At 69.6% G+C, this 18,737-nt stretch carries 16 protein-coding genes; 4 read left to right on the top strand and 12 right to left on the bottom strand.

Annotated elements, in window-relative coordinates; all coding sequences use genetic code 11:
* The first annotated feature begins 66 nt into the window (after window positions 1-66).
* Complete coding sequence (locus CWT12_RS04895) at window positions 67-2,610, top strand: DNA gyrase/topoisomerase IV subunit A (RefSeq protein ID WP_161923918.1); 2,544 nt, start codon at window positions 67-69, stop codon at window positions 2,608-2,610.
* Here the strand turns inward: CWT12_RS04895 and CWT12_RS04890 are convergent.
* Genes CWT12_RS04890 through CWT12_RS04835 form a run of 12 tightly spaced genes read right to left on the bottom strand, consistent with a single transcriptional unit; the run spans window position 2,607 to window position 16,107 of the window.
* A complete protein-coding gene (locus CWT12_RS04890) occupies window positions 2,607-7,247 on the bottom strand; it encodes an FtsK/SpoIIIE domain-containing protein (protein WP_161923917.1) in 4,641 nt (1,546 codons plus the stop codon). The two genes, CWT12_RS04895 and CWT12_RS04890, sit on opposite strands and share 4 nt — an antisense overlap.
* Before the next feature lie 16 nt (window positions 7,248-7,263).
* On the bottom strand, window positions 7,264-8,964 hold the full coding sequence (locus tag CWT12_RS04885; RefSeq protein WP_161923916.1) for a hypothetical protein: 1,701 nt from the start codon (window positions 8,962-8,964) through the stop codon (window positions 7,264-7,266).
* An 8-nt stretch (window positions 8,965-8,972) separates the two neighbouring features.
* Window positions 8,973-9,983 (bottom strand): LysM peptidoglycan-binding domain-containing protein, encoded by a 1,011-nt coding sequence (locus tag CWT12_RS04880; RefSeq protein WP_161923915.1) that lies wholly within the window; start codon window positions 9,981-9,983, stop codon window positions 8,973-8,975.
* Window positions 9,980-10,408, bottom strand: a complete 429-nt coding sequence (locus CWT12_RS04875) for a TadE/TadG family type IV pilus assembly protein (RefSeq protein WP_161923914.1) — start codon at window positions 10,406-10,408, stop codon at window positions 9,980-9,982. The genes CWT12_RS04880 and CWT12_RS04875 overlap by 4 nt, the downstream gene beginning before the upstream one ends.
* A complete protein-coding gene (locus CWT12_RS04870; RefSeq protein WP_237564315.1) occupies window positions 10,405-10,845 on the bottom strand; it encodes a TadE/TadG family type IV pilus assembly protein in 441 nt (146 codons plus the stop codon). Before CWT12_RS04870 ends, CWT12_RS04875 begins: the two co-directional genes overlap by 4 nt.
* Complete coding sequence (locus CWT12_RS04865) at window positions 10,842-11,258, bottom strand: TadE family protein (RefSeq protein WP_161923913.1); 417 nt, start codon at window positions 11,256-11,258, stop codon at window positions 10,842-10,844. The genes CWT12_RS04870 and CWT12_RS04865 overlap by 4 nt, the downstream gene beginning before the upstream one ends.
* A 4-nt stretch (window positions 11,259-11,262) precedes the next feature.
* The gene (locus tag CWT12_RS04860) at window positions 11,263-11,481 is read right to left on the bottom strand and encodes a hypothetical protein (RefSeq protein WP_161923912.1); all 219 of its coding nucleotides are present in this window, start codon (window positions 11,479-11,481) and stop codon (window positions 11,263-11,265) included.
* Between the two features lie 55 nt (window positions 11,482-11,536).
* The gene (locus CWT12_RS04855) at window positions 11,537-12,460 is read right to left on the bottom strand and encodes a type II secretion system F family protein (protein ID WP_161923911.1); all 924 of its coding nucleotides are present in this window, start codon (window positions 12,458-12,460) and stop codon (window positions 11,537-11,539) included.
* Window positions 12,457-13,326, bottom strand: a complete 870-nt coding sequence (locus CWT12_RS04850; protein ID WP_161923910.1) for a type II secretion system F family protein — start codon at window positions 13,324-13,326, stop codon at window positions 12,457-12,459. Before CWT12_RS04850 ends, CWT12_RS04855 begins: the two co-directional genes overlap by 4 nt.
* Window positions 13,323-14,651, bottom strand: coding sequence for a CpaF family protein (locus CWT12_RS04845; protein ID WP_161923909.1), 1,329 nt, complete (start codon window positions 14,649-14,651; stop codon window positions 13,323-13,325). Before CWT12_RS04845 ends, CWT12_RS04850 begins: the two co-directional genes overlap by 4 nt.
* Complete coding sequence (locus CWT12_RS04840; RefSeq protein ID WP_161923908.1) at window positions 14,648-15,397, bottom strand: hypothetical protein; 750 nt, start codon at window positions 15,395-15,397, stop codon at window positions 14,648-14,650. Before CWT12_RS04840 ends, CWT12_RS04845 begins: the two co-directional genes overlap by 4 nt.
* Window positions 15,397-16,107, bottom strand: coding sequence for an SAF domain-containing protein (locus CWT12_RS04835; protein ID WP_161923907.1), 711 nt, complete (start codon window positions 16,105-16,107; stop codon window positions 15,397-15,399). The genes CWT12_RS04840 and CWT12_RS04835 overlap by 1 nt, the downstream gene beginning before the upstream one ends.
* Window positions 16,108-16,439: 332 nt before the next feature.
* On the opposite strand from CWT12_RS04835, the gene CWT12_RS04830 reads away from it, so the two are divergent.
* The 3 genes from CWT12_RS04830 (at window position 16,440) to CWT12_RS04820 (ending at window position 18,700) form a co-directional block, all read left to right on the top strand.
* Window positions 16,440-16,745 (top strand): hypothetical protein, encoded by a 306-nt coding sequence (locus CWT12_RS04830; protein WP_237564314.1) that lies wholly within the window; start codon window positions 16,440-16,442, stop codon window positions 16,743-16,745.
* A 143-nt stretch (window positions 16,746-16,888) separates the two neighbouring features.
* Window positions 16,889-17,632, top strand: coding sequence for a hypothetical protein (locus tag CWT12_RS04825; protein ID WP_161923906.1), 744 nt, complete (start codon window positions 16,889-16,891; stop codon window positions 17,630-17,632).
* Between the two features lie 372 nt (window positions 17,633-18,004).
* Window positions 18,005-18,700, top strand: coding sequence for a hypothetical protein (locus CWT12_RS04820; RefSeq protein WP_237564313.1), 696 nt, complete (start codon window positions 18,005-18,007; stop codon window positions 18,698-18,700).
* The last annotated feature ends 37 nt before the right edge of the window (window positions 18,701-18,737 follow it).

The raw sequence follows: 18,737 nt of genomic DNA, 5'->3' as shown, positions 1-18,737 counted from the left end.
ATCGTTCCCGTCACCCCCGGGTGTCGTTGCCCCCGTGGCGAAGCCGCGGCGGGCCACAATGCGGCCATGCCGAAGTCCGCCCCGCCGACGCCGCCGCCCGCCGACCATCTCATCGTGGAGCAGGACCTGCCCACGGAGATGCGCAGCTCCTTCCTGGAGTACGCCTACTCGGTCATCTACGCAAGGGCCCTGCCGGATGCCCGGGACGGCCTGAAGCCGGTGCAGCGGCGCATCCTGTTCCAGATGGACCGTATGGGGCTGCGCCCGGACCGGCCGCATGTGAAGTCCTCCCGCGTGGTGGGCGACGTCATGGGTCGGCTGCACCCGCACGGGGATGTCGCCATCTATGAAGCACTGGTGCGGCTGGCGCAGCCCTTCACCATGCGGCTGCCGCTGGTGGACGGCCACGGCAACTTCGGTTCCCTGGACGACGGCCCGGCCGCCCCCCGCTACACCGAGGCGAGGCTGGCCGCCCCCGCCCTGGCGCTGACGGCGGACATCGACGAGGACACGGTCGACTTCGCCCCCAACTACGACTACACGCTCACCGAGCCGGAGGTGCTGCCGGCGGCATTCCCGAATCTGCTGGTCAATGGCGCCTCGGGCATCGCGGTGGGCATGGCGACGAATATGCCGCCGCACAATCTCACCGAGGTGGTGGCGGCGGCCCGGCACCTGCTGGCGCACCCGGATGCCACCCTGGAGGAGCTGATGGCCTTCGTGCCCGGGCCGGACCTGCCCGCCGGCGGCATGATCGTGGGTCTGGATGGGATCCGGGAGGCCTACCGCACCGGGCGCGGGAAGTTCTCCACGCGCGCCACCGCCCGCATTGAGAACATCACCGCCCGCAAGAAGGGCATTGTGGTGACTGAGCTGCCCTACTTGGTGGGTCCGGAGAAGGTTATCGCCCGCATCAAGGAGACCGTGGCGTCCAAGAAGCTGCAGGGCATCACCGACGTCGCGGACCTGACCGACCGCAAGCACGGCACCCGCCTGGTGATCGGGGTCAAGAACGGCTATAACCCAGAGGCGGTGCTGGCGCAGCTGTACCGGTACACGCCGCTGGAGGACTCCTTCGGCATCAACAACGTGTGCCTGGTGGACGGCCAGCCGCGCACACTCGGCCTGCGCGAGCTGCTGGACGTATTCGTCCGCCACCGCCTGACGGTGGTGGAGCGGCGCACCCGCTTCCGCCTGGGCAGGCGGCGCGAGCGCCAGCACCTGGTGGAGGGGCTGCTGATTGCGATCGTCGACATCGACGAGGTCATTCAGGTGATTCGCTCCAGCGAGGACGCGGCCACGGCCCGCCGGCGCCTGATGCAGGTGTTCGACCTGTCCGAGCCGCAGGCCAACTACATCCTGGAGCTGCAGCTGCGGCGCCTGACCAAGTTCTCCGTGATCGAGCTGGAGAAGGAACGGGACGAGCTGGCTGCCGAGATCGCCGAGCTGGAGGCGATCCTGAATGACGAGTCGCTGCTGCGGGCCACGGTGTCCCGCGAGCTGGCTGCGGTGGCGGAGGAGTTCGGCACGCCGCGGCGCACGGTGCTGCTGGAGGCGGCGGGGACGAGCGCCGGGGCGCTCAGCGGCGGCGTGGGCGCACCCGGCGGCGCCGGTGCCGGCGCCTCGCAGGCCATGCGGCAGGCCGCGGCGGTCAGTCTGGCGGCCGGGGCCGGCGAGGTACCGCTGACGGTGCCGGATGACCCGTGCCGGGTGCTGCTGTCCGCCACCGGACTGGTGGCCCGCGTGGGCGGGGCCGAGCCGGTGCCGCGCTCGGGTGGCCGCCAGCGCCATGACGCGCTCGTCTCCCAGGTGGCGACGACGGCGCGCGGGCACGTCGGCGCGGTCACCGATGCGGGTCGGCTGGTGCGCATGGAGGTGCTGTCCACCCCGGAGGTGCCGCGCTTGGAGGGGGCGCCGTCACTGGCCGGCGGGCAGCCCGCACGGCTGCTGGCGGACATCGAGCCGGACGAGCGGATTGTGGGCCTGGTGCCCATCGGCTCCCCCGGCGATGACTCCGCCACCCCGATTGTGCTGGCCACCGCCGGCGGGGTCATTAAGCGCGTCAAGCCGGGCAGCGAGCCCAAGCAAGGCGATGCCTGGGAGGTCATCTCCCTGGCCGACGGCGACCGGGTGGTCTTCGCCGGGGTGGCCGCGGACTCCGACATGCTGGCGCTGGTCACCTCCGACGCCCGGCTGCTGCGCTTCGAGGCGGCCAGGGTGCGTCCGCAGGGACGCGGCGCCGGCGGCATGGCGGGGGTGTCCCTGCACGAGGGAGCGCGCGTAGTGGCCGGGGCGGCGGTACCCACCGACCTGCTGGCGGAGGCCGTGGTGGTCACGGTCGCGGATGGTGCGGGAGCACTGCCCGGGACCGGCTCGGGCAGTGTCAAGGTCACCCCGCTGGACCGCTATCCGGCCAAGGGCAGGGCGACCGGGGGCGTGCGCGCGCAACGCTTCCTGCGCGGCGAGGACGAGCTGGCGCTTGCCTGGGTGGGGGTCGGCCCTGCCCGTGCCGTGGGCAGCAGGGGCCAGCCGGTCGACCTGCCGGCCCCCGACGAGCGCCGCGACGCCTCCGGCATTCCCCTGACGGCTCCCATCGCCGGCATCGGCTAGGCCGTGCCGTCGCTGCGGGGCACGTGCACCCAGGCCCAGCTGCCCGACCTGACCAGGACGCCACGTCCCAGCGGCACTGGCTGCCCCACGGAGCGCGGTAGCCGGGCGGTCAGGGCGTCGCCGTCCTGCGGAGACCGCGGCGCCAGGATAAGGCCGGTCCGGTTCCTCTTCACCTGCGTCATCAGGCCCCGGTACATCCCCGTCAGCTCATCCACGCCACTGGCCACCAGCACGCCGCCGGGCTGGTCACGGCACGTCTTGACGTGCTCCTCGAGAACCGCCACGAGCGCGTGGTCATTGCCCAGCACGTCGTAATCGTCCACCACCACTAGGGTGGATGTCCCGTGAGTCTTCAGCAGCTCGCGCAGGTCTTCGGCCTTGGCGGAGCTGTCCAGGGCGCCGATGATCCCGGAGTGATTCCGGTAGGCCTCCAGCGGGGAGCGGCGGGCCAGCACGAGGATGACCGGCGTGCCGACTTCCAGCGCGGTCTGGAGCCCGAAGCACAGGGCGGTGGACTTGCCCGAGCGCCGCGGCCCCGTCACCAGGACGGTGTTGCCGACTTCCTCCATGCGCAGTGGGAGCACGGACAGGGTGTCGCCACCCACCGCGAGGGCAAGCTCTCCCTTGCGCAATCGCGGTCCGAGGGCAAGGGCCTCGGCAGCGGAGATGGCCAGCGGAAGCTCGTCCACGCGCGGGGGCCGCCGTGCTGCGGGGGTCTCGCCCCAGCGCTGTTTGGCCGCGTCACCCTCCCGGTGTACTGCGGCCACCTGCGCGGTGCCGGAGGGGTCGGCGTCGAGCAGTGCCAGCTGTACCTCCCGCGGGCTGGTCCCGCTGCGGAAGGCGCGTCCGGGAGGCATGGACTGGGGCACGTCTCGGGTGCGCATGCCGACGAGCTCGAAGTCCTCGGCGGCGGGCATGCGCAGCACGATCCGGTCCTCGAGCATCATGCCCATACGCCCGCGGAAGGTGCCGCGGTCACCGGCAATGACGACGCGCAGTCCGGCTGCGGGCCCTTCACGCAGCAGCGTCTCCATCCGTTCCAGGAGCAGACCGCTGTCGACCTGCTCGAAGGCTGCCTTGAAACCGTCCCAGCGGTCCAGTAACAGGAGCAGGTAGGGCATGCGCTCGGACGGCGGGACCGCGGCCCGCTGCTCGGCGGTTGAGGCGAAGCCGCCGACTGCCAGTGCCTGCTGGCGGCGGGTGATCTCCGTGCCGAGCAGGTCGGTGAGCCGCCGCATCCGGTCGGGCTGGTCGCGGGTGACGACAGCGCCCGTGTGCGGGAGGGAGACGAGCGGCAGCAGCCCGCCGCTGCCCGCGTCAATGCCGTAGATGTGGAGATCCTCGGGGGACGCCGTGCGGGCGGCCGCCACTGCCAGGGCGCGCAGCAGTGTGGAGCGGCCGGAGCGGGCCGCCCCCGCCACGCCCAGATGTCCGCCACGGGTGTAGTCCCAGGTCATCAGCCGCTGGGCCTGCTCGGAGGGGATGTCCTCCAGTCCGAGGATCAGCGGGGGCAACCAGCCCTGTTCCAGGACCTCGGCCCCAGTTGGCGGCGAGGCCGCTTCCGCTGCCTCGGTCGGCTGCTCGGGTTCCTGGCGCTCCTCCAGCGCGTCGAGTGTCACGTTCTCCGGCAGCGGTGCCAGCCACGGGCTGTGCGGGTCGGGCCGCCCGGTCTCGGCGTGAGCCTGGTTCATGGCGTCCACGAGAGTGGCCAGGTCAGTGGGGATGGAGACGTCCTCCTCCAGCTGGGGCGGGGCCGGCTCGGGTCGTGACATCTCCGCCAGGGTCAAGGGACTAGTGCGCAGCGGTGCCTGTGGGGCGGCGCCGCGGGGACGCCCGCCTACGCGAGCGGCCTGGAACTGACGCAGGCTGGCGTGCCCCAGCCGGGCGTAGGCACGGCCGGGGATGGAAGGCGGGATCTGGGCGGAGGCTGCCGATTCGATGACGTCGTTCGAGTCCGCCTCGTCGGTGACGCGCAGGGCGATACGTAGGTTGGTATTGGACTTGATCTCGGCGGACACCACTCCGGCCGGACGCTGCGTGGCCAGGACCAGATGCACTCCCAGCGAGCGGCCCCGGCGCGCGATGTCAACCAGCCCGGTGACGAAGTCCGGAAGCTCGGCTACCAGCGCCGCAAACTCGTCGATGATGAGCATCAGCCGCGGCATGGGCTCGTCGCCGGGGGACATGGCCGCCACGTAGTCCTCGATGTCCTTGGCATCGGCGCGGGCGAGCTGTAGTTCGCGTCGGCGCAGCTCGGCGCCCAGGGACTCGAGTGCGCGGGCGGTGAGATGCCCGTCGAGGTCGGTAACCATGCCCACGGTGTGCGGCAGACGTGAGCAGTCCTTGAAGGCGGCGCCGCCCTTGTAATCGACCAGGACGAAGGTCATGTCATCGGGTGAGTTGCCCACGCACAGGGAGGCAATGAGGGTCTGCAGCAGCTCCGACTTGCCCGAGCCCGTGGTGCCTGCAACCAGCGCGTGCGGCCCGTCGGCACGGATGTCCACCGCGAACAGCCCCTCCTCATCCTCGCCGATAACGGCCCGGGTGGTACGGCCGGTCTGCCGCCACGCCTGCAGCACCCCCTGGGGTGTGGGCTCGGCCATGCCGACTGCGTCTAGGAATCTGGAGCTGGTCGGGATGGAGCCCTCCGCGCCCGCGGCGGATACGTCCCGAATCGGAGCCAGGGCGCGGGCCACCCGCTCGCACCAACCAGCGGGGACCAGATCGAGTACGACCTGCTCGATCTCGTCACGGCCGGTTTCGGCGATCGTGACCGGTCCGGGGCCGGTGTTGACCACTGCCCGGCACTCCTCCGGCAGTGCCGTCCGGTCTACGTCGAGGCACAACAGGTGGAGGCCCAGCTGCGGCCCCTCCCGCAGGATGCGCACCACTCCGGGTAGCAGCCGCAGCGCTCGGGACCCGTCCAGCACCACCATGACGGAGGTTTGCCCGCCGCCGGCTCCCTGCCGGGAGTCGATCAGGTCCAGCAGCTCGTTGATGCGGCGCGGGACCGTCTGCGCATCAAGCCCGACGCGGGCGCGCGCCCCGACTCCCTCGGGGTTGCGCAGGTGGGGCAGCCAGCGTGCCCAGTCCCAGTCCGACCGGGAGGGGTCGGCCCGCTCCGGGTCGGCGAGTATGACCAGGTTCAGCTCCGCCGGGGAGTGCAGTGCGGCGGCCTGCGCCACCAGCGACGCGGCCACCCGTTGGCGTTCCTCCCCGGCTATGCCGATGACGCCGAGTCGGCCCAGCCCCACCGTCGCAGGTACGTCGGGGACGGTCCACCGCAGCGGCTCCTCATAGGAGGCGCGCGTGGGATCCTGAACCACCACCTCGCTGGGCACGTCCGCGCTGCCAACCCGAAGGTCCAGCCAGTCCGGGTCTCCGGGACGGCGCTCCCACAGTCCCGAACGCGGGCCTGTGGCTCGCAGCAGGATCTCGGCCGGGTCCGGGTAGTCCAGGCGCCGCAGTCCGCGCTCGTCCAGCAGGGCCCGGTGCGCAGCAGCCTCGGTGTCGGCCTTCTGCCGGCGGTAGCGCCGCAGATCCTCGCGGTAGCTGCGCTTTCGGGTGGAACGGCCCTGCATGCGATTGGCCAGCATCATGATCGGGGACAGCACCAAGAACAGCAGTGTCGCCGCCCTGTGAGTGAGGAGGTACATCCCACCACCCATGATCAGTGGTGACAGGAGCAGGGCCAGTGGGAAGGGCTGCTTGCGTGGCTGCTGCGGCTCGCGCGGCAGGGTGAACACCCGCTCTCGTGTGGGGCGGGCCAGGCGCGGTGGCCTATTGAAGTCGATGGTGGGCGCGCCGGGAGTGGGAGTGGCCACCGCGTCGGCAGGCGGTACCTGGCCGATCGTCAGCTGGGTGTGTCCGACGGTCAGCACCGCCCCCTCCTCCCAGCTGGTGTCGGGTTGCAGGGGACGCCGATCCAGTTCCACGAGCCTGCGGGGCGCGTCCGGTTCCTGCTCCTCCAGGGTCGGTGCGGCGGTGTCATCGTCCTGTGCGCGGGCCTTGCGTCGCCGACGCCGCTTCTTGGAGGGCACGGGCTCCTGCTTCAGCCCGAGGACGAGTGGTCCCGGCAGGGCGTACCTCCGGGCGGGCGCGGGGCGCATGAGGCGATCTGCGGCGTCGTCGCGCGGGCTCAACACGGCCCGGCCGCCCGAGAACACGACCAGATCGGCCAGCACGTCGGCGTCCTGCAGCTCCAAGCAGATATCGGCGTCGGCGCCGCCGATCGTGTATCGCCCCAGGCCCAGCCTGCGCACCGTGCCGGCCCCGGCCCCGGAAATGATCCGCAGCTCGACCAGGCCGTCGGGCTCGTCCGCATCGGCAATAGGGCCTCCCAGCCCCAGCACCATGCCGTCGTGTACTGCCCCCTGCCCGAGCCGCTCCTGCGGGTTCAGGCGGGTGGCGCCATGCCACAGGGACGGGGGCACGGAGCCCGCTTCGCTGGTTGCGGGCCGGTCGACCACGAGCGTGAGCGGCTGCTCGGTGGGCATCCCATCGGGCGTGCCGGGCAGCACGTCGGCGAGTGCGTCGGCGAGCTCACCGACAGTGGACTCCGCCTGGGCGGTGACGATGAAGTCGCGTGTGCGCCGCACATCGGCGGCGGACGGCTGAACGCTTAGCAGCACGCGCATGAGCTTTCCGCCCGCCTCAGGCGGTGGCCCGGCGGATCGACGCTCCGGGAGCCAGTTCCTCGACCAGAGCCGCGGTAGCCGGGTCCACGTGCGAGACGTCCTCCACGCCGGTGAGGTCCAGCAGGCTGTTAGTGCAGGCGATCAGCTCGTCACGGCCTCGGTCGGCCGCGAGCCGCAGACGGTCGCGCCACAGCCGCTGGTCCAGGTCGACCACCTTCAGGCCGGTGTCCACCGCGAGCGCCGCCCCTTCAGGGTCGGTGTCGTGCAGGATCTGGGCCGCTCGGTGAGCGGCGTCGGTGATCAGCGCATCGGCCTGACGGGCCGTGCGCACGCGGGCCAGCCAGCTATAGCGTTCCGTCCGGGACGCCTCACCCACAGGACCGCGCACCAGCCGCAGGGCTTCGAGCAGAAGCTCGGCCTCGCGGTGTATCTCACTGTGCCGGGATGCGGATAGCAGGGAGCGCAGTACGTCCCAGTCGCAAACCACTTCCGGCCCGAGCGTCAGCCGCCCCTCGGCGTCCTGACGCACGTGCGGCACGCCTTGCGAGTCGGTGCCGAGCCAGTCACGCAACCGCTGCACCGTGGCGGCGATCACATCACTAGTGACGCCGAGCGGCCAGAGCATAGCTCCGAACGCACCGGGCCTGATGCCTTCGGGGTGCAGGGCAAGGCAGACCGCCGCCTCGGTCAGCAGGTCGAGGCGCTCCGGCTCGGCGGGTGCGGGAGCGTGGACGGCAGCCGGCCCCAGCACCAGGATCCGGACCGATGCCGCCCGCAAGGCCGCGGTGGAGAGCGGTGGTTCCGGCGGATCCGGCACGGGAGGACGCGAATCGTCTCCCGGGGGTGCGGGGGCGGCGGGCGCGAGCAGCCCAACCAGCCCGTCCAATTCGGACTCGGTCGCCCGCGTAGCGGTCACGGTCACTCCCAGCGGATCAATGCGCGCGGTGCCGGAGGCGTCGAGATCGATCCTCCAGCGAGCGCCTTCAGCCCGGCCCGTCCTGATGAGGTTGAAGTCGTGTTTCGCCTGCGCTGTCTCCTGGCCGGCGGCCAGGACGAAGACCTGCTCACCGCGGCGATGCCCGGACAGGACGTCCTCGGCCGCAGCCGGGTGGGCGTCCATGACGTCGTCGAGTTCCATGGCGGTTTGCATCCGCTCGCCGGCAATGCGTTGCAGACTTCCTGGCAGTCCCACCGTGATCACCGAGTTGCCCTGAGACCACGGGTTGGTGCACAGCTCCAGCGCCAGTGCGGCGATGAGTTCGGCGGCCATGGTCGGCTCTCCTCCGACCACCACGTCTCCGTCGACCGCCCCCAGGTTGATGAGGATATCGGCCCCCTGCTCGTCGCGGCCCATGGTTACCAGTCCCGAGCAGTCGGAGGTCGCGGCGGCCGCAACGTCGCTGGGCGGGGCGGGTTCCGCCCCTGCCGGCAGGGTCCAGGTGGAGCCGTCGTCGTTGGTCGTCCATGGGTGCGGAGCCTGTGGGAGCGGGCGCGGCAGGAGGAGTCTGCAGGCGTCGTCGTCAACGACCACGGCGTACGGCACGGGGCGCCCGGGCAGGCCGTGGAGGCTGTGCAGAATCCGATTCAGGCGGTCGGCGCGCCGCGGATCTGCACCCACCCGCATGAGTCGGGCGAGCTCAAGGGCTTCATCTCCTGGCGCCGTCGGCGTAGCACGTCGTCTCCGCTCGGCAAGGGCCGCAGTGAGTACGGCGGCCATGAGCGCACCTATGGCGGGCATTTGCGCCGGGGGGACGTCCGGCACCGTGGCCACGGCGCTGCTGGGGCCATGGAGGTTGAGGACGCGTCGGCGTCTCCCGGCGCCGTATCGCTTCCGGTGGTCGTATCCGCCTGCGCGCCGTCATCGCCCGCGATGGCGACGACACGGTCAACGTCCTGCGCGGATTCGGGCACGATGAGGTACCAGCCGGGCTGGATGAGCCGGGCGAGCTCGAGGGAGCGCCCGTCGGGCTGGACCCTGCCGACGTTGAGGTCGTAGATCTGCCGGTAGGCACGGCCGTCACCCAGGGTGCGCTCGGCGATGTCCCACATGTTGTCGTGGTAGCGGCCCTCCGGGGGCTGGACCACGTAGACCCGCTGGCCGACGAGCTCGGCCCCGACATCGGCCGGCAGCTCGATGTCACCGAGCATGTAGCGCACCGTCTGGGCCTGGTCACCCTGAGTTTCCGCCTGCGTGCGCGCGTCTGGCCCGCTTGCGGCGGGGGCCGCGTCCCGGCCTAGCGAGGCGGGGGCCGCGTCCTGGGCGACCTGTGCCTGCACGGCCGCGACCGGGGCGGGCTCCGGGGCGGTGACCGGTGCCGCCGCGGCGGCGGGGGCGGCGACGGCGCCCAGCACGAGCGCAGAGGTAACCAGTCGGCGCACGAGCGCCTGGGTGCCGCCTGACAGCGGCACGTGCGCGGGCAGGCCGCGTCCGCGCAGCGCGGAGGCAACCTCGACCACGGTGCATACCGTGAACTGCAGCCATGCGAGCCACACCACCCAGGTAAGTACACCGAGCACGGTCTGACCGGTGACCGCACGCGTCAGCAGGGAGACGTCCAGCTGCCGCGGCAGGGGCGGCGGCCCCACCTGCCACAGCATGAGGCAGGGAAGGCCGAGGATCACGGCGGCGAGCACGAGGGCGGACAGGACGGAGCGCCACGCGGGCTCGCGCTGCTCCGGCGTCAGGGAGCGGAAGCGGGCCGGGCCCGGTGTTGTCCGCTGAAGCGTCGGGGTCACGATTCCTCCTGGTTGATGCCGATTGCGGCGTGGGCTGTGCCGGTAGCGCTCACGTGCACGGAATCCACGCCCACGATGCGAAGCATGGTGGTGGGCACCTCCTCCTCGACGCTGACCACCACATCCTGGCCGGTCGTGGAGACAGTGAAGCTGTCGACACTGATGCCCGAGGCGGCCAGGTGCCTGCCGGCGGCCGTGCGCGCGGCCGCCGCGTCGAGGCTGAAGCGGGTAGCGCCGCGCATGGAGCCGGAGGAGATCTCCTGGGCGCCTGCGCGGGCGGCCTGCTCGGCGGTGTCGGTGAGGGTGGCGCGGGCGTTGAGGACCTTGCCGCCGTCAATGCACAGCCCGGCCAGCGCCATAAGTACCGCGGCGACGATCACGGCGAATACCGATGTCGAGCCACGCTCGTGGGGGCGTGTCCTCATCGGGTTCCCCTCCAGGTGTCGACCGGCGAGATCGAGCTGGAGGTAACGGTGGTGGTGCCGGGCAGGAACACCAGGCCGAGGTCAGCCAGCCGCACTCGGCAGCTGACGGTGACCTTCACCGAGCCTCCCCGGGAGAAGCCGGACACGTCGGTGGCCGAGCTGCACTCGGCGTTGGCGGTGTCAGCAACCGCCAGGCTGGCCGCGGCCGCGCTGGCCGCCATGCCGGCGGAGCGCTCCATGGAGGCTGCGCGAGCAGCGTCACGCGCCGCGGCCTGAGTCATGCCCTCGGCGGAGACCCAGCGCCCTGCAGCCACAACGAGCATGACGATCATGAGCAGGGCCGGAGCAATCACGACCATCTCCACCGACATGGTGCCGCGCTCGCCGCGTCGTCGGGCGTGCCGACGCGCGGAAGGGGTAAAAGGAGCGCCTGTCACGTATCCTCCCGGAAAGTCTCGATCGGTGCGGTGACGGTTGCCTCAATGCCGGGGGCGAGCCCGCCGATGATGTCCATGGAGGTGCCGGTAACCGTGATCCGCGCCTGGTCGCCGTCGGCGGCGATGTGCACGTTGACGTGGGTGAGTGCGCGGCCACCGCCCACCCGGGTGGCGTACTGGGCGCCGTCGGCCTCTGCCTGAGCGAGCTCCGCCGCCGTAGTGCCGCCCTCGCGCACCACCCGGGCCGTTTCCCGGGCGGTGGCGATGGCCACCTCATTGCCGTACCAGGACAGGGCGACCTGCACGGTGACGAGGATGATGAGCATGAGCAGAGGGAAGAAGACCAGGAGCTCCACCGAGGACGCGCCGGTCTCCTCCCGGAGCCGCGTAAGCGGCGCTGCCGACGAAGTCATGCGCTCAGCCCAGGCCCGGCGCCTTGAGGTTGGATGCGGCGTCCTGGACGAGGCTGTAGACGGCGCGTCCGACGAGTGCGGCCAGCACGATGAGGAATCCGGTGATGATGACCCACTCGACCGTGGATGCGCCCTTCTCCCCGTCGTGGGAGTTGAGCCGGTCTCGGACCGTGGTGGTGAGGTCACCAGCGATGACTTGAAGTGTGCAGATCAGGCGGAGCATGTTCGTTCCTTTCTACAGGGTTGTTTTCCGGACGGATCGGGTCATGCCGAGAGCCTCACGTGCCGCCAATGATCCCGGCGAGGGCCGGGTATACGAGGAACACGATGAAGCCCATGGCGATGATGAGCTGGGCCACCAGCATGGATTCGGAGCTTTCCCCAGCCTTGCCCTCCGCGTCGGCCAGTTCGCGCCGCCGCATGCTGGTGGCCCGGGCGGCCAGGGATTCACGGATCTTGGCCCCGTCCTCGGCTACGAGCCCGAGTGCGGCCGACAGGTCGCGCAGCTCGTCAATCCGCAGCCGGTCCCCGAGGCCGCCCATGGCGGCCCAGGGGGTCTCGCCGCGTAGGCGGGCTGCGGCCAGGGCGTCGCGGATGCGCACCATGGCCGGGTCGTCAGACAGGGTCGAGGCCGCGTCGAGGGCCTCGGGCACACCCCGGCCGGCAGCCAGGGACATTGACACCAGGTCCAGGTAGGAGCCCACCACGTGCCGGAAGTCACGGCGCGCCTCGTCGGCCTGCCCGCGCAGGCGGACAGTGGGCAGGACCAGGGCCAGCAGGCCGAGCACGGTGCACACCAGGACCGGAGTCTCCCAGGAGGTGATAGCGCCGAGCGCGGTTGCGGCACCCACCAGGGCCAGTGGTGCGGTGAACGCGACCAGCCCGTACAGCAGCGACGTCACCAGGTGCCGCTCCAGGGACCTTCCCATGACGGCCAGGTCAGCGCTCAGGGAGCCCAGGTCGACTCCAGTGCGCCGCAGCAGCGCCGCCGCTCGGAAGCCGACCACGTCGATCCAGTCGGGCAGGGCGCGTTCAGCGGGGTTGAGGCGCCGGGCGTCGCGGCGCAGCCTGCTCTCGTCCCGCAGCGTGTCCAGCTCGGCCAGTGCCGGTGCGGGCTGTACGCGCGGAGGAGCGATGAGCAGCGTCAGCAGTAGCACCCCGGCACCGCTGACGGCTCCGCCGACCAGGATCCAGATGCTCATGCGGCGTCCCCGTTCGTGACGGTCAGGAAACGGCGCGGTAGCACCACGCCGGCAAGGCGCCGCATCCACATCAGGCCGACGGCGAACAGCCCGGCCACCACCAGCAGGACCAGCTGACCCTGCGCGCTGGCGTAGGGCTCCACGAAGCTGCGGTTGAATAGCGCGAGTCCCAGCATGACGATCACTGAGAACACGACGACGATCTGGGCCGAGCGCCGGGTCCCGGCGCGGGAGGCGGAGACGCGCTGGCGCATGTCCAGCTCGGCGCGGGCCGTTTCGGCTAGCGAGCCCAGCAGCTGGCGCAGCCCGGGGCCGCGCAGCCGCGAGTTCATAATCAGTGCGGACACGATCAGGTCTGCGGTTGGGTCGTCCAGGTCGTCGGCGAACTGGCGCAGTGCGGTGGCGAGCGGCACCCGCACGCGCATCCGGTCGGCCAGTAGTGCGAGGTCCTCGCGAATAATCGGTGCGGCGGCGTAGACGGTGGCGGGGATGGCCTGCTCCAGGCCGACGGCTCCGGCGATCGTGTCGCGCAGCGACTCCGCCCAGGTCGCCAGCGCCTCGATTCTGGCTGCTGCCTCCCGCTCCTGTCGGGCACCGCCGAACAGCAGCGGCCATACGACCACCAGCACACCGCCGGCCGCCGCCAGCACGAGCCAGCGAGTCAGTACCAGCAAGGCGACGGCGATGCCGCCGGCCAGGGCGAGCCGCCACAGCGGTCGACCGGCGAGCAGCTGCCGACCGCCGCCGGCGCCCGGTACGCGGCCGGGGAGAGGGTCTGCGCCCAGGGCGAAGGCGAGCAGCAGGAACAGTCCGGCGCCGATAAGGGCACCGGCCAGCACAGCGGCCATGGCGGTAGAACTGTTCATCGGGACCTCCGCGCATTGGGGACGGCATAGGCGGCGGCAGGGTCGTAGCCGGCCTCGATCAGATCCTCGACGCATTCGATTGGGGCAGCGGGCTGCGCCTGTCCGGAGCCGTCGTCGGCGAATACCTCACTGGACAGCACGCGCCCGTCGACCCCGTTCACCTCGCGCACGGAGGCCACGTAACGGCGCATGGAACCACCCTCGGAGAACCGGTTCTCGCGGGTGAGGAAGATTACGAAGTCGACGGCGCCCGCGATCAGCAGGTTGGTGGCGTCCTGCGGCAGGTGCTCCGCGGACTGGATGGCGTAGGTAGCGATGCGGTTGAACACCTCCGCCGAGGAGTTGGCGTGGATTGTGGACAGCGAGCCGTCATTGCCCTGGCTCATGGCGTTGAGCATGGTGACGATCTCGTCTCCCAGTACCTCGCCAACGATCACGCGCGAGGGGTTCATACGCAGCGAGCGCCGCACCAGGTCGGCCATGGTGATGGCGCCGACACCCTCGGCGTTGGGCAGGCGCTCCTCGAAGGCCACCACGTTGGGATGCAGGTCGGAGAACTCGCCGAGCCCGAGCTCAAGTGCGCGCTCCACGGTGATCAGCCGTTCGGACGGCGGTATCTCGTTTGCCAGCGCGCGCAGGAAGGTGGTCTTACCGGCGTTGGTGGCGCCGGCGATCATGATGTTCTTACGAGCGCGCACCGCCGCCGAGCAGAAGGCCGCCAGCCGGGGGCTGAGGGTTCCCAGGCCCACCAGCTCATCCAGTCCCACCTTGTCCAGGCGGGCGCGGCGCACCGACACCGCGGGACGGGAGCACACGTCCATGACGGCAGAGAGACGGGAGCCGTCCGGCAGCCGCAGGTCGAGCTGGGGGTTGGCGGAGTCGAAGGGGCGGGAGGCGAGACCGGAGTAGGAGCCGAGCACCTGGACTAGCTCGACGAGCTCGTCATCGGAATCGGCAACCGGTGCCCCACGCTCCTCACGCCCGTCTGCGTATTGGATGAAGACGTTGTCATAGCCGTTGATGTCCACGTTCTCGACGTCGGGGTCCTCCAGCAGGGGCTGCAGGCGGCCGACCCCGAACAGGGCGGCGTGGATGCCCTGGGAGACCTCCTCCTCGGCCTGGGCGTCCAGGGGGCTGCGGCCGGCGGCGATCTCCGTGCGGGCATACTGCTCCAGCACCCGTCCAATCAGGGCCCGGGCGAATTGCCGTTCGTCCTCGGGCGTCATGGGCGGGATGCCGGAGGCGGCATCGTCATGCCGCTGCTTGGCGAGCAGGTCGGCGACCTCCTCACGCATGGTGCGCACAATGTTCTGGTCAACGCTCACTGCGACTCCTCCGCTCCTGCCAGCTCGGCAGCCAGTTCTCGGGCGGAGCGCACCAGCAGGCTGCGGTCCAGCGGTCGGGGCCGCCGCCCCGCCAGCGCGTCCGCCGCTCCGTCGTCGTGGGCGAGCACCCCCGTCACTGGGACGTCGAGGCCTCCGGAGTGCAGTAGCCGGTTCAGGGCACCTGCCTCGTGGCGCTCCTTCCAGGGCGTGACCAGTAGGACTCCGAGGTCGGGCCGCTCGGCACGGTGGGCCGTCTCATCGACGATCCACCGCAGACGCTCCCGGAGGTGCCCGTACTGGTCCACTCCGGGGCGCGTGACCAGGATGAGGCGATCGGAGGCCAGTGCTGCGCCCAGGCTGGGCGTACCGGGGGTCAGTCGTCCCGCATCGGCAATGACATCTACCGGGCCGCGCAGGCTCTGTGCGACTGCCGACCAGGCAGCGCCAATCGCCGCTGCCTGGTCGGGACGCGCCAAGCCGACCAGCACCTCCAGCCCACCGTCAACGGTAGTCAGGTGCTCCTCCAATGACGCCGCTGACTCTCGCCGAACCGCAGCGGCCAGCGACACTAGTCCCCGCGAGGAGTCGATGGGCTGGCCGGACTGGGTACGCAGCCGGTACATGAGGTCGGAGCCGGCCGGGTCCAGCTCGGCAAGTCGTACATCACGCGGCCACACGGCTGCTAGCACGTGTGCGGCGGTAGTGGCACCGGGCGAGCCCTTGGCGGAGGCGACGGACAGCAGCATTAGCTCTCCCCGATCGGCTGATCGGAAGCGGTAAGGACCACGGCAATACTCCCGCTTGCGTTAGCGGCCGCAAGCTTCGGCGCATCGGCACTGCTGACAATAAGCGACAGCACGCACCCGGATGTCCAGTCGTTGCTCGAGCCGGAGCTGGAGACCGCAGTCAGCACCTGAGCACTACCCACCGTGATTGAGCCGCCGTTGATGTCAACGACGTCCACCACATCCCCGGCAGCCAGCCCTCCGGCCGGGAAGCGCCCGCTCTCGAGCGAGACGCCTACAACTTGGCTGCCGGCCCCCGGTAGCGGCGACGTAAGCAGCTGGGAGGTGTCGAGCAGTTGCCCCTCGGCTATTTCAACGCGGGCGGTGTGCCCGATCACCTGCTCCGCCTGAGTCGCCTGAATAAGCGTGCCGAGCGTGGAAGACACCGGAGTCGATGCGAGGTCCTCGTCGGTAATCACTTGCCCCGCGCGTACCGTGCGAGCGGCAACCAGGACCTCGACTCGGTGGTCCGCACGAGTAGCCAGCAGGCCGGCGAGTAGTGCCCCACCTACGATGAGCAGCACTGCCAGCGCGGCCAGCAGCGGACGCCGTTCACGGGGCGCGGAGGGCAGGCGCGACGCCGCCTGCTCCCGCCGGGCGCGGGTGGACGACGAACCGCGCGCATCACGGTCGCGGCGCCGGGCGACGCGTCCATCCTGGGGTTGAGACATCTGTGGAACCTCGTGAGTAAGAACTGCTGGACAGCCGTACGGTACTCCCGAGACCGCCGGTTACGCCACGGCATCTTTCCAGGAATTTTTGAGGCAATGCCAACATCTCTAGCGAGCGGACACCCGTGGATCCGCAGAATCCAGCCGTACCCTCGGATCAGACACAGGGCCGACAAGCGCCCGCATATGGGTAGTTCTACCCAGGCAGCTTGCGCCGCAGGGCCAACCGTGGAAGTCTAAGGCGCGCCGGTACGCGAGCTTCGTCACGTACCCATCTCTGTCAAAACAGTGAGACAGTGATGTATCCGCACCTGAACCCTAGGAGTTATCCAGTGGCAACTACGACCGCAGACCTGGACACCCTCGAGGCGCTCTACAACACCCTAAAGGCCGATGTGGAGTCCGCCCACTCGATCCACTCGGACACGGACACCGCGCTGAACAACGCCAACTGGGAGAGCCCCAACGCGCAGTCCTTCCGTGAGGCCTGGGAGGAGTTCAAGCCCAAGCTGACCGCCTTCGAGGCCGTGCTGGCAGACGCCGCGACCGACGTGGCGCGCAACCACAACAACATCGCCGCCGCCAACGGCGTGACGGACGCTACAGACCTCGCGGACGTCGCCTCCTACGACGCCTAAGGCTGTCGGCGAGCCAAGGCGCGGGGTGGCCGACGCTCGGATTGCACGGTCCGGCGCGTCGGCCGCCCCACCTCAACGGCCCCTTCTCAAGGTCTGCACCATGCACTCCTTGTGATCCATACCCTCACCCTGCGGAGCTCTCAATGATGTCAAGCCACCCCGGCAAAGTCGGCGGGACAGGCACCCAGCCGCCATCAACCAACGCTCGCCGTCACCACCGCTTAGCAACAGGCCTACTAGTCATCCTCTTGGGCTGCACGCCGCTGGCGGCTTGTTCCTCGGGCTCGGACGAGAGCAGCCCGGGCATTCCTGCCTATGATCCGGTCGCTGCGGCCTCAGCAAGGGCCTCGGAGTCGGCCGCTGCCGCCGCGGCATCCTCCTCTGCTGCGGCCTCGGCGGAGGCGGCGGGTGTGGTGACCGCGGAGTCACTGTCCACCGACCGCTACATAGTGACCTCCATTCCCGAGGACCTGGACGCCCAGCAGACCGAGGTACTCAAGGCCTTCATCAACTACGACCAGGTCACCTGGAACATCTGGTTCACCGGCACCGGCGTCGAGAACGCCCAACCACTCATGACCGCAGAGGCATATCAGACTCTCAAAGACAACTACGAGCCTATCTCGGACGAAACCGTTGAAGGAAGCCTGCGAGTGGCGATTACCTCGGTGGCCGTAACCGCACCAGACCCGGCCAACAAGCATGCAGAAGTACGAGTCTGTAGCGATCATTCCGACCTGGTCGCATATGACGCCAACGGCAATGACGTCAGCAACCCTGAAACCCTCCAGGGCCGTTACGAATACATTTTTACTATGGTATACGAGCACGGCAGCTGGAAGGACTCCAACGAAGAGCTAATTTCATCCAACGAATGCGTGGCGTGAAGGATGCGGTCTACAAACTGGGCAACATCAATTTTTTGGGCTGCGACACTGTGCCTGGTCACGGCTCTGGCGACCACGCCAATAGCACAAGCCGATTATGGGCGCGATGCGAGCTCATCGTCTGGTTCGGCGTCTTCGGGCGAGGACGGCTCGGTGCAAATATCGGTTACCGCACAGTACACGCCCGCGGCATCGGATGGCTCTGGGGCAGGCGGAATAGCAGTGTCGTCGCAGACGGTGACAACTACGGTTCTTCCTGTGTGTTGGCACACCGAAGGGATGACCGGCGAAGAGCTGGCGGAGTGGATTGACTCCGGCAACATGCAGCGCACTATCACAAACCAGTATGGCATGCATCCCGACAACAAAGAAATGGACGAACATATCGCACGCTATCCGGACTATGAGTCCCACGCCGACGACACCGAGGGACACTGGTATTTCCCGATCTGCTCTTCGGGCCGCGTCCCAAATAATGATCTCAAGGTATTTTCACCCATAGCTGATGACTTCTTCGCGAACAACAGCCCGGTGTGGGTTCCTGCCGGCGGGACTCCCCCGGACCCCGTGGTCGATGGAACGACCCTGGCACGGGCTGCCTGGGACGCAGTAACCATCCCCACAGCCACAATCGCTTACAACCCGACATACGGGGACATGCAGGCCACCATCGTGGGCTGGGATACCTGGGTGTGGGCCACGGGCGACACCCCCAAGGAGGTGACCGTGACCGCGACCGCAGGCCCAGTAACCGCCACCATCACTGGCACTGCCTCGATGCTGACTTTGCAGCCCAAGGACGGGACTGCTAAGTGCACGGGGTTCGGGGTCCCGTGGAGCCAGGACAATGACTCTAGGGGCACGGACTGCAAGATCGTCTTCAACCGCTCCAGCGCCCACTTCAAGGAAGGCACCACTCCGGTGGATGTCAAGGTGTCGTACGCGATCAGCTACACCGCCAGCGACGGGGCCACCGGAACCATGGACACCCACACCACATCCACAACCACCACCATACCGGTAGCCGAGATCCAAACCCTCAACACTCAACCAACCAAACAACCCTAGCTATTCTCGGACAGGTTACAAAGGCTTCCAGAGAGTC

The sequence above is a fragment of the Actinomyces sp. 432 genome (assembly GCF_009930875.1).
In the GTDB taxonomy this organism is placed as follows: domain Bacteria; phylum Actinomycetota; class Actinomycetes; order Actinomycetales; family Actinomycetaceae; genus Actinomyces.
This window is presented reverse-complemented; position numbering and strand designations above follow the sequence as displayed.

Excerpts from the sequence above, each read along its gene's own strand:
- CWT12_RS04875 (WP_161923914.1), bottom strand. The coding sequence starts at position 10,408 with ATGAGGACACGCCCCCACGAGCGTGGCTCGACATCGGTATTCGCCGTG.
- CWT12_RS04825 (WP_161923906.1), top strand. The coding sequence starts at position 16,889 with ATGATGTCAAGCCACCCCGGCAAAGTCGGCGGGACAGGCACCCAGCCG.
- CWT12_RS04835 (WP_161923907.1), bottom strand. The coding sequence starts at position 16,107 with ATGTCTCAACCCCAGGATGGACGCGTCGCCCGGCGCCGCGACCGTGAT.
- CWT12_RS04895 (WP_161923918.1), top strand. The coding sequence starts at position 67 with ATGCCGAAGTCCGCCCCGCCGACGCCGCCGCCCGCCGACCATCTCATC.
- CWT12_RS04890 (WP_161923917.1), bottom strand. The coding sequence starts at position 7,247 with ATGCGCGTGCTGCTAAGCGTTCAGCCGTCCGCCGCCGATGTGCGGCGC.
- CWT12_RS04855 (WP_161923911.1), bottom strand. The coding sequence starts at position 12,460 with ATGAGCATCTGGATCCTGGTCGGCGGAGCCGTCAGCGGTGCCGGGGTG.
- CWT12_RS04820 (WP_237564313.1), top strand. The coding sequence starts at position 18,005 with ATGGACGAACATATCGCACGCTATCCGGACTATGAGTCCCACGCCGAC.
- CWT12_RS04840 (WP_161923908.1), bottom strand. The coding sequence starts at position 15,397 with ATGCTGCTGTCCGTCGCCTCCGCCAAGGGCTCGCCCGGTGCCACTACC.
- CWT12_RS04860 (WP_161923912.1), bottom strand. The coding sequence starts at position 11,481 with ATGCTCCGCCTGATCTGCACACTTCAAGTCATCGCTGGTGACCTCACC.
- CWT12_RS04885 (WP_161923916.1), bottom strand. The coding sequence starts at position 8,964 with ATGGCCGCCGTACTCACTGCGGCCCTTGCCGAGCGGAGACGACGTGCT.
- CWT12_RS04850 (WP_161923910.1), bottom strand. The coding sequence starts at position 13,326 with ATGAACAGTTCTACCGCCATGGCCGCTGTGCTGGCCGGTGCCCTTATC.
- CWT12_RS04865 (WP_161923913.1), bottom strand. The coding sequence starts at position 11,258 with ATGACTTCGTCGGCAGCGCCGCTTACGCGGCTCCGGGAGGAGACCGGC.